This window comes from Criblamydia sequanensis CRIB-18 (assembly GCF_000750955.1).
In the GTDB taxonomy this organism is placed as follows: domain Bacteria; phylum Chlamydiota; class Chlamydiia; order Chlamydiales; family Criblamydiaceae; genus Criblamydia; species Criblamydia sequanensis.
Window position 1 is genome coordinate 586,222 of the sequence record NZ_CCEJ010000003.1, and the last position, 20,245, is coordinate 606,466.

Annotated in this window: 21 protein-coding genes; 11 read left to right on the forward strand and 10 right to left on the reverse strand. The window is 35.4% G+C overall.

What is annotated here, in order from left to right:
* Positions 1-7: 7 nt before the first annotated feature.
* Together CSEC_RS12600 and CSEC_RS04375 are read left to right on the forward strand one after the other, a co-directional pair.
* Positions 8-2,149, forward strand: a complete 2,142-nt coding sequence (locus tag CSEC_RS12600) for a methyl-accepting chemotaxis protein (protein WP_053331769.1) — start codon at positions 8-10, stop codon at positions 2,147-2,149.
* A 138-nt stretch (positions 2,150-2,287) separates the two neighbouring features.
* Positions 2,288-3,196 carry an enoyl-[acyl-carrier-protein] reductase gene (locus CSEC_RS04375; protein WP_041017130.1) on the forward strand — a complete coding sequence of 303 codons (909 nt, stop codon included), beginning with the start codon at positions 2,288-2,290 and terminating at the stop codon, positions 3,194-3,196.
* On the opposite strand, the gene CSEC_RS04380 is transcribed toward CSEC_RS04375, so the two are convergent.
* From CSEC_RS04380 to CSEC_RS04400, 5 genes are read right to left on the reverse strand one after another with little or no spacing between them, the layout of a single operon-like run.
* The gene (locus CSEC_RS04380; protein ID WP_041017131.1) at positions 3,105-3,920 is read right to left on the reverse strand and encodes a hypothetical protein; all 816 of its coding nucleotides are present in this window, start codon (positions 3,918-3,920) and stop codon (positions 3,105-3,107) included. The two genes, CSEC_RS04375 and CSEC_RS04380, sit on opposite strands and share 92 nt — an antisense overlap.
* 9 nt (positions 3,921-3,929) lie before the next feature.
* A complete protein-coding gene (locus tag CSEC_RS04385; RefSeq protein ID WP_041017132.1) occupies positions 3,930-5,192 on the reverse strand; it encodes a hypothetical protein in 1,263 nt (420 codons plus the stop codon).
* Between the two features lie 15 nt (positions 5,193-5,207).
* The gene (locus tag CSEC_RS04390) at positions 5,208-5,924 is read right to left on the reverse strand and encodes an SDR family oxidoreductase (RefSeq protein WP_041017133.1); all 717 of its coding nucleotides are present in this window, start codon (positions 5,922-5,924) and stop codon (positions 5,208-5,210) included.
* Positions 5,921-6,700, reverse strand: coding sequence for a dihydroneopterin aldolase (locus tag CSEC_RS04395; protein ID WP_041017134.1), 780 nt, complete (start codon positions 6,698-6,700; stop codon positions 5,921-5,923). Before CSEC_RS04395 ends, CSEC_RS04390 begins: the two co-directional genes overlap by 4 nt.
* On the reverse strand, positions 6,693-7,547 hold the full coding sequence (locus tag CSEC_RS04400; protein WP_161780956.1) for an HAD-IIB family hydrolase: 855 nt from the start codon (positions 7,545-7,547) through the stop codon (positions 6,693-6,695). Before CSEC_RS04400 ends, CSEC_RS04395 begins: the two co-directional genes overlap by 8 nt.
* 151 nt (positions 7,548-7,698) lie before the next feature.
* On the opposite strand from CSEC_RS04400, the gene CSEC_RS04405 reads away from it, so the two are divergent.
* Positions 7,699-8,181, forward strand: a complete 483-nt coding sequence (locus CSEC_RS04405) for a flagellar biosynthetic protein FliO (RefSeq protein WP_041017136.1) — start codon at positions 7,699-7,701, stop codon at positions 8,179-8,181.
* A gap of 60 nt (positions 8,182-8,241) precedes the next feature.
* On the opposite strand, the gene CSEC_RS04410 is transcribed toward CSEC_RS04405, so the two are convergent.
* A complete protein-coding gene (locus CSEC_RS04410) occupies positions 8,242-8,679 on the reverse strand; it encodes a hypothetical protein (protein ID WP_041017137.1) in 438 nt (145 codons plus the stop codon).
* 143 nt (positions 8,680-8,822) lie between these two features.
* Between CSEC_RS04410 and CSEC_RS04415 the strand changes: the two genes are divergently transcribed.
* The 5 genes from CSEC_RS04415 to CSEC_RS04435 all read left to right on the forward strand — a co-directional run bounded on the left by CSEC_RS04415 (position 8,823) and on the right by CSEC_RS04435 (position 12,722).
* Positions 8,823-9,821 (forward strand): linear amide C-N hydrolase, encoded by a 999-nt coding sequence (locus tag CSEC_RS04415; protein WP_053331770.1) that lies wholly within the window; start codon positions 8,823-8,825, stop codon positions 9,819-9,821.
* Positions 9,822-10,396: 575 nt separating this feature from the next.
* Positions 10,397-10,651, forward strand: coding sequence for a carbon storage regulator (locus CSEC_RS04420; RefSeq protein ID WP_041017138.1), 255 nt, complete (start codon positions 10,397-10,399; stop codon positions 10,649-10,651).
* A gap of 1 nt (position 10,652) precedes the next feature.
* Complete coding sequence (locus tag CSEC_RS04425; protein ID WP_041017139.1) at positions 10,653-11,129, forward strand: YbjN domain-containing protein; 477 nt, start codon at positions 10,653-10,655, stop codon at positions 11,127-11,129.
* A gap of 55 nt (positions 11,130-11,184) precedes the next feature.
* Positions 11,185-11,889 carry a putative quorum-sensing-regulated virulence factor gene (locus CSEC_RS04430; protein ID WP_041017306.1) on the forward strand — a complete coding sequence of 235 codons (705 nt, stop codon included), beginning with the start codon at positions 11,185-11,187 and terminating at the stop codon, positions 11,887-11,889.
* A 5-nt stretch (positions 11,890-11,894) separates the two neighbouring features.
* The gene (locus CSEC_RS04435; RefSeq protein ID WP_041017140.1) at positions 11,895-12,722 is read left to right on the forward strand and encodes an NAD-dependent epimerase/dehydratase family protein; all 828 of its coding nucleotides are present in this window, start codon (positions 11,895-11,897) and stop codon (positions 12,720-12,722) included.
* Positions 12,723-12,736: 14 nt separating this feature from the next.
* Here CSEC_RS04435 and CSEC_RS04440 read toward each other — a convergent pair whose 3' ends face one another.
* The gene (locus tag CSEC_RS04440; RefSeq protein WP_041017141.1) at positions 12,737-13,936 is read right to left on the reverse strand and encodes a hypothetical protein; all 1,200 of its coding nucleotides are present in this window, start codon (positions 13,934-13,936) and stop codon (positions 12,737-12,739) included.
* Between the two features lie 261 nt (positions 13,937-14,197).
* Between CSEC_RS04440 and CSEC_RS04445 the strand changes: the two genes are divergently transcribed.
* Positions 14,198-15,730 (forward strand): hypothetical protein, encoded by a 1,533-nt coding sequence (locus CSEC_RS04445; RefSeq protein WP_041017142.1) that lies wholly within the window; start codon positions 14,198-14,200, stop codon positions 15,728-15,730.
* A gap of 17 nt (positions 15,731-15,747) precedes the next feature.
* Here the strand turns inward: CSEC_RS04445 and CSEC_RS04450 are convergent, their stop codons facing one another.
* From CSEC_RS04450 to CSEC_RS04460, 3 genes are read right to left on the reverse strand one after another with little or no spacing between them, the layout of a single operon-like run.
* Positions 15,748-16,101, reverse strand: coding sequence for a hypothetical protein (locus CSEC_RS04450; RefSeq protein ID WP_041017143.1), 354 nt, complete (start codon positions 16,099-16,101; stop codon positions 15,748-15,750).
* 24 nt (positions 16,102-16,125) lie between these two features.
* Entirely contained in the window at positions 16,126-16,491 is a 366-nt protein-coding gene (locus tag CSEC_RS04455) for a hypothetical protein (RefSeq protein ID WP_041017144.1), read from the reverse strand.
* A gap of 55 nt (positions 16,492-16,546) precedes the next feature.
* On the reverse strand, positions 16,547-16,945 hold the full coding sequence (locus tag CSEC_RS04460; RefSeq protein ID WP_041017145.1) for a hypothetical protein: 399 nt from the start codon (positions 16,943-16,945) through the stop codon (positions 16,547-16,549).
* Between the two features lie 199 nt (positions 16,946-17,144).
* Here CSEC_RS04460 and CSEC_RS04465 point away from each other — a divergent pair, with 199 nt between their 5' ends.
* A complete protein-coding gene (locus CSEC_RS04465) occupies positions 17,145-18,635 on the forward strand; it encodes a hypothetical protein (RefSeq protein WP_041017146.1) in 1,491 nt (496 codons plus the stop codon).
* A gap of 315 nt (positions 18,636-18,950) precedes the next feature.
* Complete coding sequence (locus CSEC_RS04475) at positions 18,951-20,216, forward strand: hypothetical protein (RefSeq protein WP_041017148.1); 1,266 nt, start codon at positions 18,951-18,953, stop codon at positions 20,214-20,216.
* The last annotated feature ends 29 nt before the right edge of the window (positions 20,217-20,245 follow it).

Genomic DNA, 20,245 nt, shown 5'->3' on the forward strand with positions numbered 1-20,245 from the left:
GAAAATGATGTCCCAAAAAATTACTTATGAAAAAGATGAGGGTTTCAGTAAGAAAAAACCTTCCTTCATTCAAAGAATGCTTTCTTTATTCACATATACCCAAAAAATTGGAATCATTCTTTCATTAGTGGCTTTTGCAACGCTATTAACTAGTTTTCTTTTGCTAAAGGCCCAAAAAGAAGAAATGTTTACCCTAAAAAAGGAGATGCAAGGTCTCTCTTTGCAAAAATCTATCCGTGAAGCTTTTGAAGGCATTGTAAAACATAAAATTTTATCTCACAGGTATTTGGAAGGCGATGAGTCTATCAAACAAGAAATAATTGAACTTCAGGATGTCATATCAAGAAACATTGCCGAACTTGTGGAACTGACGCATCTTTTGCAAAAAGATCTTTCTCTCGAAGATAAAGATTTTGAACTGAGGGAAGAGCAGGAAACCGCTCCCAAACAACTTTTAAAACAATGGGAAGATTTTTCAACCGAAGCTTTTGAAACCTCTCCCGATATTAGCGATGCTTTTCATATTACTTTGATCGATGGGTTGCAATCTCTGCTTAAAACAGTGGGCGATACCTCAAAATTAAATTTCGACTCCGAATTAAAAACCCACTATCTCACTCAAAGCCTTCTTGAAACTTTGCCGGAAGCTCAGGATACGATCGCTCAAATCCTAACCCTTCTTCATCGAATAACTTTAGAAAATAAATCCAATTATGACGACCAGCACCGTTTGACTTTCTTAACGACGGTTTATAGAAATAATTTAGATCGTTTGCAGCAAGCACTTAACAAAGTCATTTATACCGAAAAAAGCGAACACAATAATGAAAATATCAATTCCAATTTAGTGACACCTCTCAACTCTTATGTGGAAAACGGAAAATCATTTGTTCAGTTGATCGATCAATTTCAATATGCGCTAGAGAGAAGACGGGAAAATGAAACTGAAAAAGGGCTGTTTCCTTTTTCTGAAAGCAACTTATTTGGAATAAAAGCTTTAAATAAGAGTTTTTTATTGGTTGATGCCCTTTCTCAACATACCGATCGATTATTGCAAAATAGATATGATTCCCTTTATCGATTCTTTTATCGCCTTCTATTGACAATACTTGGAACTCTTCTTGCAGCCCTTTTAATAGGGTTTATCGTAGCTAAAGATCTCAATCGATATACAAACGGTGTTTATGAAAGCGTCAGACAATATTGCGAAGGCAACCTGAATGCAAGAGCCCCTGAAGCGAATGATAAGGCCCTGCAAAAATTTACCATCCTTTTAAATGAATTAGCGGTTCGTTTTGACAGTATGACCGAAGATTTAGAAAAAGCAGGCGTTGATCTTTCTACTTCTACTTCTCAATTATCTGAAGCTGCCGACTATCAAAAAGAGTCCGTCAGCCAGCAAGAAAAAACTATTCAGGAAATTTTACAGACAGCGATAGACATATCCCTTACAACTCAACAATTTGCCAAAACAACTAATGATATTAGTAAGGCGGCTGAGGAAACCTCAATGCTTGCCTCTCTTGGGGCAAAAGACCTTGCCAAAATGGAACAGACAATGAGACAAATGGTACAGGGAACAGAAAATATCACAGCAAAACTTGCGGTCTTAAACGAAAAGACCTCTTCTATTACAAGTGTCATTACAACGATTACGAAAGTTGCGGATCAAACTAACCTGCTTTCTTTAAATGCAGCCATTGAAGCTGAAAAAGCAGGAGAGCATGGAAAAAGTTTTTCAGTTATTGCCAAAGAAATCAGAAGGCTTGCCGACCAAACAGCCAATGCGACTTTAGACATTGAAAAAATGATCAGCGAAATGATTAATGCCGTGACAGAAGGGGTCATTGGCGTGGATAAGTTCACTGAAGAAATTAGAAGCGGAGTGAATCAAGTATCCCAGGTGAGTGAAAAACTAAGCACCATTATTGAGCAAGTAGGTGAACAAGCTTTGGGTTTTGAAAATGTGAATCAAAAGATGCAGGGTCTTTCAGAAGGGGCCCTTCAAATTAATAACTCTATGGAACTTCTATCGGAAACTGCCGGAAAAACTTCTTTGGCTATTCATCAATTCAGCCAGGCCATTGAGATGCTGACAAATCTTGCCGATAAGATGAGAAATCTTGTTGCTAAAACTAAAAAAATTTAAAAAATCTTTATCTATTTAGAAAAATAAATTTTTTATTTTCCACTAATAAAGAAGCTTTATTTAAATCAAAGAGATTTTTTATAATTTCCTTTTTGATATCAATCCTATTCTAAATAGGCATTAAAAAGGAGATTTTCCATGGATTTCAATTTAAAAGGTAAGAGAGCTTTTATAGCTGGCGTTGCAGACGATCAAGGATATGGGTTTGCTATTGCGAAAGCTCTTGCCGAAGCCGGCTGCGAGATTATTGTCGGGACCTGGACGCCTTTAATGAATATCTTTCAAATGAGTTTAGATCGAGGCAAATTTGATGAATCTAGAAAATTAAAGAGCGGCTTTGTTTTGGAATTCACAAAAATCTATCCCCTCGATGTGGCTTATGACAGTATGGAAGAGGTTCCCGAAGAGGTAAAATCGAATAAACGCTATCAAGGATATGATAACTACGCGATTAAAGAAGTTGTGGAACTTGTAAAAAAAGATTTTGGTTCCATAGACATATTAGTTCACGCTATCGCAAATGGCCCGGAAGTGACAAAACCGCTTCTTGAAACATCAAGAAACGGCTATTTGACAGCTGTCAGCTCATCAGCCTATTCTTTTGTCAGTCTTTTAAAACATTTTGGTCCTATAATGGGAAAAGATGGCGCCGCTTTGTCTTTAACCTATATTGCTGCCGATAAAGTCATCCCGGGTTATGGGGGCGGTATGAGCTCTGCAAAAGCCGCGCTTGAGAGCGACACAAAAATCCTTGCCTATGAAGCCGGAAGAAAATGGGGTGTTCGAGTTAACACAATCTCTGCCGGACCCTTTAAAAGCAGGGCCGCTAAAGCAATTGGTTTTATTGAGACGATGATTGAATACGCTGAAGCCAATGCTCCTTTACAAAGAGAGCTATATGGCGAAGATGTGGGTAGGAGCGCTTTATTCCTTTGCTCCCCTCTTGCTTCTGCGATCACCGGCGTAACTTTATTTGTTGACAACGGGTTGCATGTAATGGGGGCGGTTCAAACTGGACTTGAGAATTATAAGCCTGCTTCAGTGTAAAATAGTCTTCATAAGCCTCTTGAGCTTTTCCCTCTTTAATAAGACGGGAAAGCTCATATTCTAAAGCGTCCGGCGAGTGAAAGCAAAAGCTTGAAAATCTTTTATCACTCCACATCCTATAATTTTGCCCTTCTATCGTAAGCCATTCCGGGATTGAGATTCGAGTCCAAGTATCCACTGTCAGGTCAATCACGCCCAAAATATCTGCTATAAAGGTTACGCATTGTTTAGAGGATAAATCATAAGTCGGGTAGGAGTAGGACCCGATAAAATTAAAGATAGCCTCAAACTGATCATCTGTCAGATTAATTTTAGCAGCCATTGTTGGAGTATGTTTGCCTGCGCCTTGCTCTAAAAAACCATCTTTTAGGGGAGTTTGTAAATATCTAACAGGGTTTGGATCTTTTTTTCTGAATAATTGATCCATCCCCTTGAAGTAGCCAATATCTCCTCTCTCTCCGCTAAATCCGCACTCAAAAAATAAGGGTTTTCCTTTAAGCGTTCCTTTTAAAAGCACCCAAGCGTGACCAAAAGTGGCCTCGGTATTTTTAGCTCTTTTTTTTAAGCTTTCAAAAAAGGAATTTCCATCTTTGTAATCAAAATAGGGCGCATCTACAAGGATAATTACAAAGGGAAGTGCTTTTTCCTCTACTGTGAATAGCGATAATTTCAGTAGAATTACTAAAAGTGAAACAAGAAAAAAAGATCTTTTGAAGGTTGTCATGGACTTACCCTACGTCTGATAATTTATTGTTAAAAGTAATTCGTTTTTGCTAAATTCAGCTATAGGCCTAAAGAAAATTTGCCAATCCCCTCTCTCTTCTGTAATTTCAGAAAAACGTTTTCCCGTTTGAATGTGGCCTACCGCTTTTTCATTAAGCTCAAGCTTTAAGGCAAGGTTTGATTCGGGAAAAAGAAGAGGTTTATTTAATTCAAAAATGGTTCCGGAAGGGGCTTTCAATCTCGAGTTGTTTCTGCTTAAAAAAATAGAAAAAAGCTCTTCCGGCGATGATGGAATTTCTGAAATAAATAATGGGCTTAGGTGAACAAGGAATTTTAATTTTTTACCTATTTTCTCGAAGTTTAAAATCTTAAGTCCCCGACCTTGTAAAACAAGAGAACTTTTCAGATTTTTATTAAAGATGATCTTTAAAGGGTGCGCTTTTTTCCAAAGGCTTTCTTGCGGCTTCTCTTCAATATACCAAATGGCTAAAAAATCATCTTCTTTTATGACTTTGGCTTGATTGAAAGAAGGGATTGGGAGGGTCTTGCAATCTAAACTTGAAAATAGAATGGCAGAAAGAAGTTGATCAACCAAACTTGCGCTTTTAAGAATCGCTTCTCCATCTCTTGAGTTAAAAAAGTAAAAAAAATTAGGTTTGTCGAGAGTTTGAACGCTGTTTTCCATGAAGGAAGGTCCGATAAAAACTTGAAAATCTTTATCCCAAAAAGAAGAAGAAAGGCTCGCAAGCTTTTCCTTTTGATGCTCCATAAAAAACGAAGCGGATAGCAATTCCCCTAAAAATTCAGTATCATAAAGGGCAATTTTATTAAGCTCAGTATCTTGGAGTCGGTTCTCAATAAGAGCCAATTTAAGGGCTATTTTAGGAGACGCTTTTTCGTTAATGTTGGTTTTGGCATAAGCTAAAAGGCTTTGAATAGCTTTTTCTAAAGAAGGTTCTTCTATCTTTTTAGAAAGATCCACTAAAACCGGAAGAATTTGAAGGCATAAGTTTCTATCAAAGCGTTTTTTCTCTTCAAATAAGGCTATAGGAAAGTTTCCTTTTTCCTCGCCTTCTGTCTCTTGCTCTTTTAAAATTTGATTTAAAAGAAGAAGCGCTTTTTCTCTTTCGCCTTTTTTAACAAGAAAAAGGACGTAAAGCAAATTCTCATAGGGTGAAATTCTATTGGCATCCAAATGCAAAAAATGGCTTTGGGGATGAGTGTAATCTTTAAAATTTTCCGTTACTGCATTAAGAAAGTCCCTTTCATCCATTTTAATTAACACAATTTATAAATTCAAGCCGCCGGCGACTTCGATATTTTGCCCGGTAATGTAGCGGGATTGTTCGCTTAAAAGAAAATCGATAACATCGCAAACTTCCTCCATTTTGGCGGCCCTTTGCATGGGAATTCGTTTGATATCGTCGGGCAGATCCACAGCATTTTCCAAGTAGCCTGGAGATACCATATTAACCCGTACCTGATCTTTGGCAAGATCCTTAGCTAAAGATTTTGTGTAAGCTAAAAGCGCAATCTTAGATAAGGTATAAGCAGATGTTTTACTTTCAGCTTTAAAAGCCTGTAAACCACTGACACCAAGATTGATGATCGATCCCTTATTTTTTTTAAGGGAAGGCAAAAGCCCATTACAGATAAATAGGGGCGCCAGAAAATTTGTATTAAAAAGATCTTCCCATTCAGTATTGCAAGTTTCTTGGCAAGATCGGATAAGATAGTTGCCTACATTATTTATTAAATTTTGAGTCTCTTGAAAACGATTGAGATACCTATTAATAAAATCTTCAGTCATTTCTCGATTAGTAAAATCACCCTGGATAGTTTCCGCATGAATGCCATAGAGGCTCATCAAATGATGTGCAAGATCTTGAGCTTCTTTTTCGCTTCTACGGTAATGAATGACGATATTATTTTTACGTTTGGCTAGGTGGGAGGCAATTTCTTTTCCGAGCCTTTTTGCTCCGCCTGTCACTAAAGACCATTTCATATAAAGCCTTCTTTGATTTCAATAAAAGCAGCCTCTGCACGAGATAGAGCTTCAGGCTTATACACATTGATTTGAACCCCCTTCAAAAGAGGGTATTTTTTCATCAACAAATTCTTCATATGAAGAGCATACGTTTCGATTAATTTATATTTAGTTTCTTTCGCCGCACTCTCAAACAATCTAGCGGCTTCATCATAATCGACAGTATCCTCTAAGTTATCTGTTTCCTTGCATTCGACATTCATTTTTAAAGAAACATAAATTTTTTGAGGGATAGTCCTTTCTTCTTTGTTGTTTCCTATAATGCATTCGATTTCTAAACGGTTAAATCCAACTAGAGACTTGACTTGATAGTTTCTCTCATACCAGTCTAAAAGCACATACGCTTCTTTATTTAATTTCTCTTTTCGAGCTTCGTTAATAGTCATCCAGCGGTATGACACCCCTTCATCATTTAAGATGACATCCTCTTTTTTAAAACCTGGGGCTAGTTGAGCCAAATAATCGTGCATCACAAAGTGGTTCTTCGGAAAGTATTCTTCATTAAATAGAGAGTCTTGAGTTAATGCAAAACGAACATGCGTAACTTTTAAAGCGGTCTCTTCAAAAATTTCCCTTTCGAAGGCCTCGGAAAGCGTTTCTCCAAGCTCCACTTTCCCCCCCGGCAGGGTGTAAAGCCCGCTCCATTTTGGCGCCTTAACAAATAAGATAGTGCCATCTTCTGCAAAAATAAGCCCACCAACTGTGACAAGAGGGTATCGCTTTAATTCATTCATAAGAGCCTTGCAAATAATTGATGGCTAAACGAAGCGCTTTTAAGACCCCTTGCTTCTCAACCGGTTCTGAAATGATATTTGCTTTTTCAAGCACTTCGTCACTTGCATGGGGCATTGCAATGCTGATGTCTGTTTTCTGCATCATGGGGATATCGTTATGATCATCTCCCGCAGAAATGGAAAATTCCAAATCAAAATAAGCTCTAAAAAAATCGACGACACTTCCCTTATCCCCGCTTGTACAAAGGATCAAAGAAAAATCCTGTCTTAAGGGATCGCGAAGGATGGGAGCTTTTAAATTAAATGCCGGCAAAAGATCTTTAAAAGGAAGAAGATCCTTTTTCTGTCCAAAAACCTTCAGGGCTGCAAATTCCTCAAGTGGAGGGTTTGTGATATCGACAAGCGGAACTAAGGTTTCACCTATTTGCGAGGCCCGATCTGTCATATAATTCAGTAGCTTCTTATCAATTTCAAGAGGAGCAAAATAGCAAAGGTCTTGGTTGATAAATCCTGAATAAATGGCGGATCTTGAAAATATTTCAGGAGATTTCCTTTTTATTGCGGTTAAGATTTCTTTCTTTATGTAGTTTTTGCTTATGACTTTTTTATGAGGCATTTCCAGAATCAAAGAACCATTTTCTATCGCTAAGTAGTAGGGAATCTTTAAATCGGACAAAACCGTTCGGCTCCAAAGGTAGGATCTGCCTGTAACAAAAACGATTTGCCAGCCTTCCTTATAAAGCGCTTCAAGGCCAGTTGAGATTCTTGGGTCTAAGTCATGAGCTTCGTTTGTGATAGTGCCATCAATATCTAGAAAAAGAGCTTTTATTTTATTTAAAATATCCATGAAACCAAGGGGAATCCTCATAAAGAATACAAAAGTATATCTTATTTTTGTAAGAGATCGCAAGAATCATCTTGTGTTACAAATTAACTCGTTGCTACAAGTGAAACAAGCTTTGAAATAATTAAAAAAAAATCTAACTTTTGTGCTGCATATGACAAAGAAACTTAACTTATACATCCTTATATTTTTAGCTCTTTTTGTTTCCTTAAACCGATCTTTTGGAGAAGATAGCACTCTTCCAAACTCGAAGGATGCGAAAACCGAAGTAAGCTCCGAACCTCCTTACTTTCCTCTGGATGAACCGATAGAAGACTCAAGCAATTCAAGGTTTTATCAAGAATTTACTCAAATGCTATTTACTCTCGGCCTTTTGATAGCAGCTTTAATCGGCGCCTCTTTTTTTATGAAAAAATTTATGACAAGCCGCGTTCAATACGCTAATGAAGCAAGCAAAATTAAAGTGGTTGAACAGAGGGCATTAACACCTAAGCTATCCCTTCATCTTATAGAATATAACGGAAATGAGTATTTGGTGGCTGAATCCATGCAGGGAGCCCCTTTGCTAATTGCTACCGGCAAAGAACAAGTTTTGGAACCCTCTTCTGAAAAAAGATTTTCACTCGATAAAAGATAGAATATGTAATAAAAAAGGCATTTCTATTTCTAGAAATGCCTAAAAAAACTTGGTTCAAACTCAAATAAAATTTCTTCTACGATTATCAAATGATTTCATTAATTCTTGGATTTTTTCTGCCTGTTCCTTATTAGCGTATTCAATACTCAAATTCATGAATGAAATATTATGACCTAAAAGGCGATCTTTTTCAGGATGTTTTAGGGATTCATCAAGAACGGCTAATGCTTCTTCGACTAAACCATTAAACATTAAAAATTGTGCCATAGAAGAAAGAGTGGGTCCGCCTCCCAAACCTCCACTATATTTATCTGACTTAAGAGTATAAGAGCCATTTTCATCAAACATTTTGCGGCTGAATTCTACCCAAACTCTGCCATTATTTAGCTCTTTTCTAACTTCAGGGTCTTTTTTAGCTTGCTCTATTAGATCTAAATATCCTTCATAGAGAGCGTCATCTTTTCTATTTAAATAAGAGCTAAAATCCATATTATTCATAATAATTATCCTTTAATTGATTAATATTAATAATAAAATATTTACTTTATCATTCCTAAGGTTTGTTTTCAATTAAAAAAAATATCATTATGTAATAATTATTTGATTTGGTTTACTAAAATTTCATCTACTAGAGGTAAATCATGCTTTCAAAAGTGGTTTTTTCATTAAACTTGGCTTTAATTTTTTTAGGAAAACTTGACGCCTGCTCAAGGATTTTTTGGGATAATCCTATTAATAAAGTAGCCGCTCGCACGATGGACCTATACTTCGATGAAAAGCCCCTATTTACCCTTTTCCCTAGAGGGACTCCTAGGACGGGAGAAGCCGGCCAGAATTCCCTTAAATGGACCTCTAAATACGGAACTCTTGTCATCACAGGGTTAGAAGGAAAGCTTGCCTCGGAAGGCCTCAATGAAAAGGGTCTTTCGGCTCACCTACTTTACTTGCATGATACCGAATATGAGAAAAGAGACGACCGCCCGGGAATTTCCAATGGAATTTGGATTCAATATCTTTTGGATAATTTTTCAACAGTTGATGAAGCGGTCCAATCCTTAAATGAGTTTCAAGTTGTCCCAACTGAGATTATTGGAAGAAAATGGCCTGTCCATGTAAGTCTTGAAGACAAAACAGGCAATTCTGCCATTATTGAATATGTGAAAGGTAAAATTGTAGTCCATGTAGGCCCGCAGTTTACAGTCATGACAAATGAACCTCCCTACGAACTCCAACTAAAAAATTTAAATCGCTACCGCTATTTTGGAGGCGATCTTCCGCTTCCTGGCGACATTGATTCGGTAAGCCGTTTCGTTAGATGTTCAGCCTTTCTAAAAACCTTGACAGAGCCTAAATCGATTGAGGATTCTATCGGGGTTATTTTTAGCGTTATTCGAACTGTTCAAGTGCCTTATGGAGCTAAAGACACCTCTTCCAATCAAACAGAAGATAGTTGGACGACAAGATGGGTTTCGGCAACAGATGTCACAAACCTCACGTATTATTTTAACTCCACTTCTCTTCCAAATATCTTTTGGGTAGATCTTCAGAAACTAAACTTTTCAAAAGGCCAGCCTATTAAATCAATTGATGTGCAAAATTCTAAATTTGTCGGAGACATCTCTTCGCAATTTATGAATTAGACTTCTTTCAAAACTCGCTTTAATTGGAAGAATGGGTTGGTTTTGTGCAAATTTTTTGATAAATTTTGAAAGCATAGGATAACCTATGCGTGAAAAATTTAGGAGAAAAGATGCCAAAAACAGTTATTTTAACAATTGAGTGGAGTATCGAAAGAAGTCTATTATAAAAAATAACCTTTAGACAGCTTCAAAAGCCAATTATTTTTTGCACAAAATTGAAAAAAATAATACAAGTTCATCTTGAAAAGATTTGCTGCTTGCTCAAATTCATTCGCATCGTTAGAATGGCCGATTACACAAAGTAAAATTTATAACCTTAACTTAGATGATGAATATGCTAAAATACGCAAAAGCGATATTTTTTTTATGCTTGCTCCTTACCCTTTCGGGTTGTTATCGAATGCCGACAGAGGATGATTGCTCTGTTGTACCAACCACTAATAACCCCGACATTACAAAAGACCAAGGAAACTCACTAATCCCCGGCGGAGGTAATTTTTAAGCCCGGATTTTTAATTGAAACTTTTGCCTTATTATGGAAACGACTATATGAAATGGATTTAACAAGGTGACTCATGCTAGTTTTAACAAGAAAATCTGAAGAACAAATAATCATTGGTGACGAAGAGGATCCTATCATAATTACTGTGCTTAAAATACAAGGTGGAAAAGTCTCTTTAGGCATCAAAGCTAACAAAAAGAAATATGCCATTTTGAGAAAAGAACTTTGTGTGAAAGATGAGTCTAAAGACAGCGAAGACTCTCATAAAGAAAATGAAGAGGATCAAAAAGACTGCGAAATTGAATTAAAAGAAAGCGTCACGGTCTAAAGTGGAACTAACTCTTGAAAATATAAAAAAAATTTTAACCGAGTTAGGCTTTAACCCCACTATTCAAAAAGAAACAAAACAGGTTTTTTTAATTTTAACGATCGATATCCACGAATACCCTGTTTTCTTTAGGATTCTCCCGTCAGGCCCCTTCCTTCAGGTTGTTATTTTCTTTCCCTTTCAGTTTCAACCTCAATATTTTAATGAGATCTCGCGTTTTTTACATGCTGTGAATCGTTTTATTGATTGGCAAGGGTTCTGTATTGAAGAAAAGCTTCAAACCATTTTTTATCGAATGACTGTCCCGGCTTTTGATAATAAGCTTCCCGGGGTGCTGACTTTTGAAAAAATTTTGCAGACGATGCATAATATCCCCAAGACAATGAATATGCCGCTATTAGAAGTGGCATCAGGAGCTAAAACCAGCCAGCAAATGATTGAAATCATGGAAAAAAGCTTCCAATCAAGATCCTCCTAAAGCTATAATTTGTGGCTTATGAACTTTAATCGATCTTAAGGCATTAAGCATGAAAATGCGTCCCATTATATACGATACAGAAACAACAGGTGTAAAAGCTGAATTTGATAGGATTATTGAAATCGCAGCTTTTGATCCTCATAGAAATCAATCTTTTGTTCGATTTATTAATCCAGGAATACCCATTCCCAAAGAAGCCACGGCAATTCATCATATCACAGATGACATGGTTAAAGAGGCGGCTCCCTTTTCTATTGTCGCAAAAGAATTTATTGAATTCTGCGGCTCTGATTCAATTCTCGTAGCTCATAATAATGATGGCTTTGATATTCATTTCCTAAGACAAGAAGCTAAACGCCATGAGATTACCCTGCCTGAGTGGAAATTTGTCGACACCCTAAAATGGGCAAGAAAATATCGGCCTGATTTACCGCGCCATTCTCTTCAATTTTTGCGTGAAATTTACGATATTCCTGCAAATAATGCTCACAGGGCGTTGGATGATTGCATCGTTTTACATGAAGTTTTTAAGAGAATGACAGATGATCTTCCTATTGAAACGATTTTTCAACTTATGTCTTCTTCATCTGAATCGGTATCACTAAAACAAGTGACTCACATGCCTTTTGGCAAACATCAAGGAATTCCTCTTAAGGAAGTCCCTAAAAGCTATCTTAAATGGCTAAAAGAAAGCGGCGCTTTAGACAAAGAAGAAAATGCCTCCCTAAAACTAAGCCTCGAATCTATTACGGCAGGTTAATTGCGATGTCAAAAGAAGAAGCTTTTATTTTAGGCTGCGGCTATCTAGGGCTTCTTTTAGCGCATTCGCTAAAAAGCAAAAGCATTTACGTATCTGCTTCAACAAGAAATAGAGAGAAGGCGCCCGATTTATTAAAGCATGTGGATAAAGTTGTTTTTTGGGATCATGACAAAAAAGCCGGCGATCTTTCAAAAATAAAAAATCTCTTTTTTACAGCAGCTCCGGACGGACCCTCTTCTTATCAAGAAACTTTTTTGGATAATGCTTCATTTTTAAAAGAAAATTTAGATCAAATGCCAAACCTTCGCCACTTGATTTTTACAAGCAGCACTTCTGTCTATGGCGATCAAAAAGGGATTGTATCTGAAGCAACCCTTCCCTCGCCTAAAACAGAATCTTCAAAAATTCTACTGCAAACTGAAAAAAAACTTCTTTGTCTCTCTGAAAGCCGCCCGCTCAAAGTCACAATTTTAAGGCTTGGAGAAATTATCGGCCCAAATAGGATGATTGGTGACAAATTAAAACGCTATGAAAATAAAAAAATTCCGGGTACGGGTGAAAATATTACGAATCTAATCCACGTCGATGATATCGTTCGAGGGATAAATTATGTTTTGGAAAATAAGCTTGACGGAATTTTTAATCTCACCTCGAGCTATCATGTGACAAGAAAGCAGCTTTATAGCGAAGCTTGCCGTCAAAAGGGTCTACAAGAGCCCTTGTGGGACCTTAATGAAGAGACAATTCATGGGGGCAAACGTCTTGTAACGTCTGATAAAATTACCTCACTTGGATTTAGGATTCACAAAAATCAACTTTCCGACTTTCTTTAATACACACCGGAAGTTTAGATAGAATGTCTTCTATCGCTAGTCGGATCAAAATAAGGAGGGTCTTTGAAAATTGAAAAAAAATGCTCCAAGTTAAAGAGATCAATATAAGCTATAACTTCTTCGTCCATGGTGCAATCATTAAACTTAATAGTTAGCTGATCCGATTTTTTAATAATTTCACAAAGTTCTTTGGCGCAAGATAAAGGGATGTCCATATTTCCTAAAACAAGTTTTTCAAAAGGAAATTGCTCAATTCCATTAACAAGGAGCCATAATTCTTTAGGCGAAATTCCACTAAATTTTACGACACGCAAATTTGGCATTTCAAAGAGAAGGATAAGCGCAACAGCCCCCCTGACGTGAAAAGAAAGATCCGATAAATCCAAAATCTCAAGCCTTGGATGTTCTTTTAGGGCCTCTGCCAAAAGAAAAAGTTCTGCATCCCTTAATTGGGTTTTAGCAATCGTTATCCTAAGAAGATTGGTATTTTCTTTGAGACTTCTGCAAAGAGCCGCGTTAATAATGTCCTTAGGAATGTAGGGAGCAAATTTAAGGTGTCTAAATTTAAATAAATTTTTTCCAAGATAGGTGTAAAAAATTTGCTGTTGCCATTCGGGCATTTCGGTATGAATATGGAAAGTTCTAATGTCTTTTTTTTTAGTTAACAAGTTGCAGAATGAAATAAAGGTTTTTTCTGTAAAGGATCTTGAAAAAGCATCATTAAAATCAAAAACCCCCTCCTGATCAATTAAACTTCCCAAATTCAAGAAAAGACTATTCCAAATCTCCAAACATTTTCTATGAAAAGAAATGCTTTTAACCCCTTCAATTTCTTTTAAAGCAGGCAAATTAACATACCTGAATGGCAGTTCAGCACACTTGATATGTCTTGGTAAAATTTTGATGTAAGAAAAAAATTCCTTTGCAAATTCGATCAAGGCTTCTTGAAAAAAAGAGTTTGATTTTTTGATGGTTAACTTAGTACTAAAAGTTTTTAAAAAAAGATCTTTGACTTCCCTTATCTCGTCCTTATAAAGTGTATGATCTCTTGCAAGCGCGTAGAACCTTCTGCAAACTAGCTTAAGTTTAAATTTGTCTTCATCTTTTAAATCCTCTAGAAAGGTGAAGATGCATCGAACCTCTTCATTAGACAATCGATCAAAAAGATTCTCCTCCCCGATATAAGTCTTATCGCAAGGGGTTAAATGTTCCATCAAAACCTCCTTTCGCTTTTAAACTTACGATACCGCTTGTTTATTTTTATTCAATTATTATAAATTCCTTAATTAATCAATTTTAAACTAATTATTTTTGTTGTATTAATAAATGGTAACGATATTATTAATTGTTTAAATTTAGAATGGTGGGAAATAATTGGCTGTCAGCTAGTTGATGTTTCAGCAACCGCTAAACGGACTCTGATTGTTAGACGGAACAATTCAGTTCCAGAATTAGAATAATTGTAAGGATTTTGAATGATTGAATTTACTTCTGTTCCCCCTCTACCTTCAGAAATTTGGGAGTTGATTGGACATAAACTCATTGATGATTCTTCCAAAAAAAAATTAAACACCAACCTCAAAAATTTTGTTTCAATTTTTTTCTCAAAGTTTGGTAAAGAATTGGAAGTAAACGAATTAAGAAAAGATTTTATCACTAATTTGAACCGCAATCTTTTGACTTATACTCTTGCCTCTAAAAAAGTGACTTTCCTTGACATAAAATTTAATTCGCTTGAAGAAGAAGCTTCTTTTTTGGCAGAGCATAAAGATTCTCTAGGAACTGTTGAATTCAAGTACCCCCTTTATTCTTTAGAGGAAATTCAAGTCCTTTCAAGTAAAGCGGAGCTTGGAAGAATTTCTTTAAAAGGAAAATTGGACCTTGAAGAAAGTGAAGAAAAGTTTTTAGCTCTTCCTCAAATAGAGAGATTTAAAATTTGTAAATGCCTTGCAGGAGATGAAGAAGAGCTCTCTCTTTTAAAAATAATAAATGCTTCCCTGCTTTCAATCCGATTAGGTTGGGTTAACTCTTTGTCTCTTACCCAAATCGAGTCTTTTAAAATCGAGTCGCTTTCCCTTTGCCGGGATGTTTCAACCAAAGATTTAAGTGAAGCGCCAAGAAATTTTCCGAAACTAAAAAAATTGACTTTCAGAAATGAGATAGATTCTTTTCTTAGCGGTTGTTACAAAACAGCCGACATTAGAAAACTTTCATTCCCGCAAATAACCCCGAGCAAGAATTTTTTTGATCAATTAAACCACTTTGAAAAACTTTCCTCTTTAACCCTCAATACAACTCAATTTGAGGAATCCGATTTCTTGAAGCTTCCTGCGCATTTAAAAAAATTAACTCTAGTTTCAAATAAAAGAAAAGCTGCATCAAAAGAATTTACCCTACAAGCTCATCTTAAATATTTAGATATATCGGGTTTTAAAGTGGAGAGCCTCGCTTTTTTAAGGCCTACTTTAAAAACACTTGTCATAAGCTTTAAGCATCTCTCATGGACAGCTTTTGAAGAAGCACTCCCAAATCTAAATCTAAAACATTTGACGATCCTATACTTTAATAACGGAAGCGAATCGAAGGAAATGAGTTTTTCTCATCTTTTAGACAAATTAAACTCACAAGAAAACTTAAGGAGTCTTAAACTTTTAAGATCCTTAAGTATAAATTTAGAAGTATTATCGAGCTTTTTAAAAAATAGATCCATTAGGCATCTTTCCCTTGAAAAATCAACCTTTGTCGAAAATAATTTCGAAACACAATTCAAAGGTCTATCTTTTCAATCCCTAGATGTCTCAGATACCAATATTTCAATCAAAGAATTAAGCGCCCTTTCTCATTTGAGAGAATTAAACATCGGTAGATTAATCCTAGACTATCATCCAACTTTGGGTAGCAGTGGAGTTAGTTTAAATCCTGACAATCTAGCTATTTTGAAAACCATAAACGGACTCAAAACAGTTTATCAGAACCATACCGAGCTAAGGGTTCATAAAATAGCTTGATAAGTAAAAGTCTAAAATTAAAGTCTCTCTGCTTTTTGAATACAATTAATCATGCAATCATCAACATGAACCATGCGATAAGAGTCAACCGGACGGGAACCTCCTATCAACAAACTTAGGGTTGCAAAAAAAGCGATTAAACAGAAAGCGCCTAAAACCATTTTTTTCAAATTTCGATTATTGAAATTGCGAAAGGCATTATTTCCATTTTGGGATAGAGTTTTTAGTATCCCTATAGCTAAGGCCGATACACAAAGGATCACAAGTAAAGTTCCACTTTGGTTAAACTCTCGAGGAGATGAGGGGGAATTCCCCAAAATAACAACTGTATTTTTACATTCTTTTACCAAACAATCGATAAATCCATTCATAAATACCCCATATGAGAACCGGTTTTATATCTCTACCAATCTATTTCTATCGGACTGAATGCATTTTACCATACAGTCATCTAAATAATACATTTTACGAGACTCTAGAGAATATATTCCTTCAAAGGAACAAACGACAAGCCCCAAAAGAAAAAATAAATTAATGATGTTTGCAACATCATGACGGTTTGCATTTCCAATAAATAAATTATTAAACGAATTTCGAGTTCTTTCAAAATCAAAGCGAAGAAAAGCCATTGCGGTCCAAGCTATAGTTGCAATCATAGCGATTGTTTTGCTCTCTTGTTCGCTAAAGGACAGGAAAAAATTTTTCTGACTTACGTTAGCTGCCGGACAAATGCTTAAACAATAGGTCGATAAGGATGTCATTTTATTATCTCTTAAGCGAATTATCTTAAGTCTTCTTGATTTCTTTAATTTCTTATTAATCAAGTTCCAGTCCACTAGCTTGAATACAGTTGACCATGCAATCATCTAAGTACGTCAACTTTTTTGAACTAAGAGAGATAAAATTTTGCAGCTTTAATCCGGAATAATGAAATAGCGCCGCAGCAAATGCAACCATTGCGATTAAGAAAAAGGTTTTACAAGCTATCCTTCCCGCTTCATAAAAAATCGGGTATCTAACTCTAAGATTGCGAAGGGCATTTTGCTCCGTTGGAAAATACCTTTGAAGCAGCGGCAATATCGTTATAGCTAGTAAGGCCACTACAATAACTGTTTTATTTAATGGCTCGCTTTCATTTTCATTTTTAGCAGTAGAGCTGAAAAGCACCAAAGCTTGCTGACAATGCTCTGCACAATATTCCAATACCGATGTCATATATCACTCATTGTATTTCCGGAAGTTCAAACGGGATATTTACGAATGTTGTTTGTAAAAGAAATTCTTTCGAAGCTAATATAGATGGCTTTTCAAATAAGATTCAATTACGAAAAAACAACATGGGAAGTAAATTTTCCATACATTCTTTCTCTGAAGCTATTGTTTTAGATTTGATTTTTTTCTTTCGGGTAAAAATATGAATGAAGTTTCAATACCAAAAATGCCGGTAGAACTTTTTGATATGATCGGAGGCTTGGTCATAGACCGCTCATCTAAAAAAAAATTATACTCTAACATTCATAGTTTTCTCACTCTCTCTTTCTCCAATTTTTTGATACCCGCTAAGACAACCGAAGATAGAAAAGAATTTATTTCAAATGTGAATCAAACGCTCTTTAAATACTCCCTTCAATCTAGAAAAGTTGCTTTTTTGGATTTAAAGCTCGATTCCTACGAACAAAAAATTTCTTTTCTTAGGAGATATAAAGAGTTGCTAGGGGCTGTTGAATTTGAAATCCCCTTATATTCAATTGAAGAAGTAGAAAAACTATGTAAAGAAGCAGAACTAACCCGAATTTCCCTAAAAGGAAAGATCTCACTTTCAAACAGTTTTGAAAGACTGCAAAGCCTTCCAAAAATTGAAAGATTAAAATTAAGGGATCCTATCACAGAATTAGTCGAAATCGGCTATTTAAAAAGTTTAGGCGCCTCCCTTCTTTCCATAAGAATTGGAAGAGCTCTTAATAACTCGCTATCTTTAAAAGGGTTAAATTCGCTTAAAATCGAATCCTTCAGAACTTGTAAAGATATAACACTTTCACCACCCGGTAAAAACCCTGAAACTTTTCCCTACTTAAAAAAACTAGCTTTTCGATCGTCCCATAATTCATTTTTAAGGGGCTATTTAAAAAACTCCGATATCGAAAAGTTAATCATTATGAGACTCATCCCTTCTCCAATTGCATCAGATCAATTAGAAACTCTAAAAAATCTCACTACTCTTTTTATCAAAGATGCCTACCCCTTACAGGAAAATGAATATTTAAAGCTGCCGCATCGCTTAAGAAAATTGACTGTTGTCTCGAAGAGAGCTATTATCGATCCGGATTATTTTAATCAAGCAACGCATCTTAAAGCTTTAGATATTTCCCTTTATGAAGTTGCAGACGTCAAATTTTTAAAACCAACCCTTAAAACTCTTATTCTTAATATGAAGGAACTTTCCTTCAAAGATTTAGAAACAGTTCTTCCGACTCTAAATTTGAAACATTTGACTCTAAAAAGATTAAAAGCTCCTTCTGATTTTTTTAAGAAACTAAAGTCTCAAAAACATTTGAGAACGCTTTGCTTGGAAAAATCGAGGAATATTGATCTTGAGGAACTATCTAATTTTATAAAAAAAGTGAAATTGCGACATCTTTCACTTAAAATGACTTCTGTAGTCGGTAGTTTTTCTAAAAGTTTTAAAGGCGTTTTTCTTTATTCGTTAGATGTCAGCCAAACCACAATTTGTATAAAGGATTTAACTTTAGCTTACTTAAAAAAATTAACGATTAGTGTCAAACAAGATTTTGTAGCAGCCGTAGGAAAAGAGATCAATCTAACTGATCCTGACAATTTGGCTATTTTAAGAAAAATTAATGGACTTAAAGTAGTGACTCAAAACGATCGCCTGCTAAGAATGTAAAAACTCTTAATGGATGAAATTTCTAAGCCAAAATGCTATAAGCTAATGATTCTTTATTAATACCCGGATCTTTGATGCACGCTTCTCGCTCACTTACCCCTTTACCACATGAAGTTTGGAATTTAATTGGAGAGCAACTAATTGATCGCTCTTCAAAAAAAATCTCAATAGTAATATCGCTAACTTTATCAGTGTCTTCTTTTCTTTTATCAAAATGGGGGTGAAACCAAAGAACATAAAAAAGCATTTATAAAAGAAGTTTCTAAAACGCTTTTTGAATACTCTCTCAAAACAAAGAAAGTAACTTTTTTAGACATGAATTTAAACTCAAAAGAAGAGGTCGCTTTTTTAAGTAAATATAAGGATCTCCTAGGGACAGTTGTTTTTGAAGTCCCTTTATATTCTTTAGAAGAAATAAAAACCCAGTGCGAGCAAGCAAACCTTTATAGGATTTCTCTTAAAGCCTGCATGGCAGTCAATAAAAAAAATATAGAAAAGCTAGCCAGCCTACCCAAAATTGAAGAACTTAAACTTAAATGTTATCAAATTGATAAAAAATTTTTAGAACAAATTCAATACGTTTCTTTATCGCTGTTTACTGCATCCGGAGATTGTTTCTCCGTTATCGATTTAAAAAACCTTAAAATTATCTCTTTTGATTGCAGCTCGAGCCTTTTAGAAATAAATGCAGCAAAAGAAACGGAAATTCAAGATGAAGGCAATTTTAAAGAAGTACATTTCTCCAATTCAACCGACTTTTCTCTTTTTAAAGCTCAGTATAATAATTTGAGCATAGCAGAATTAAAGTTTAGAACAGCAAATCCGGAAAAACCTTTTTTTAGCCATCTAAACTCTTTAAGAGGACTTACCTCATTAACAATATTTAGAGCCTACAAATTTGAAGATAAAGACCTTTTAAGATTTCCACTAACTTTAAGAAAGCTAACTTTAATTAATCTAAATGTAGAAGATCCATTGGAAAATACTTTTAACTTTCAAGAACTTAAGTATCTTAATATTGAATGCTGCTCTTTTTCTCATCTTAAGTTTTTAAAACCTTCTTTAAAAACCCTCATCTTGAGTTTTGAAAATATTTCTTGGCCAATTTTGGAAGAAGCACTTCCCCACCTTAGCCTAAAGCACTTGACTTTATCTAATTTAAAAATGCCTATTAACTTTTTTGATAAACTAAAGTCACAAAAAAAATTGAGAACGTTACAATTAACACATTCTTCTGAAATAAACCTTGAAAACCTAGCTCTCTTTATTGCGGAAATAGGCATTAGACATCTTTCTTTAAAAAGGAGTACATACAAAGGCTCTTTTTCAGACAATTTTAAAGCGATTTCCCTTCAATCGTTAGATATTAGCGACACTTCAATTGGGATAAAGGAACTAAGCTTACCTTTCTTGAGAAAACTTACTTTTCACACAAGATATATCCCTGAATGGTTCCCGGTTTGGGATGCCGGAACTTGTGTTTCACACGAAGAAAATTTTGAACATCTAAAAACAATTAAAGGGCTTAGGGTAGTAAAACAAAATCAAACGACCCTTAGATTGCAAAATCCAAATATCTAAAGGTTCAACAGATATTAGATAAATTTTAA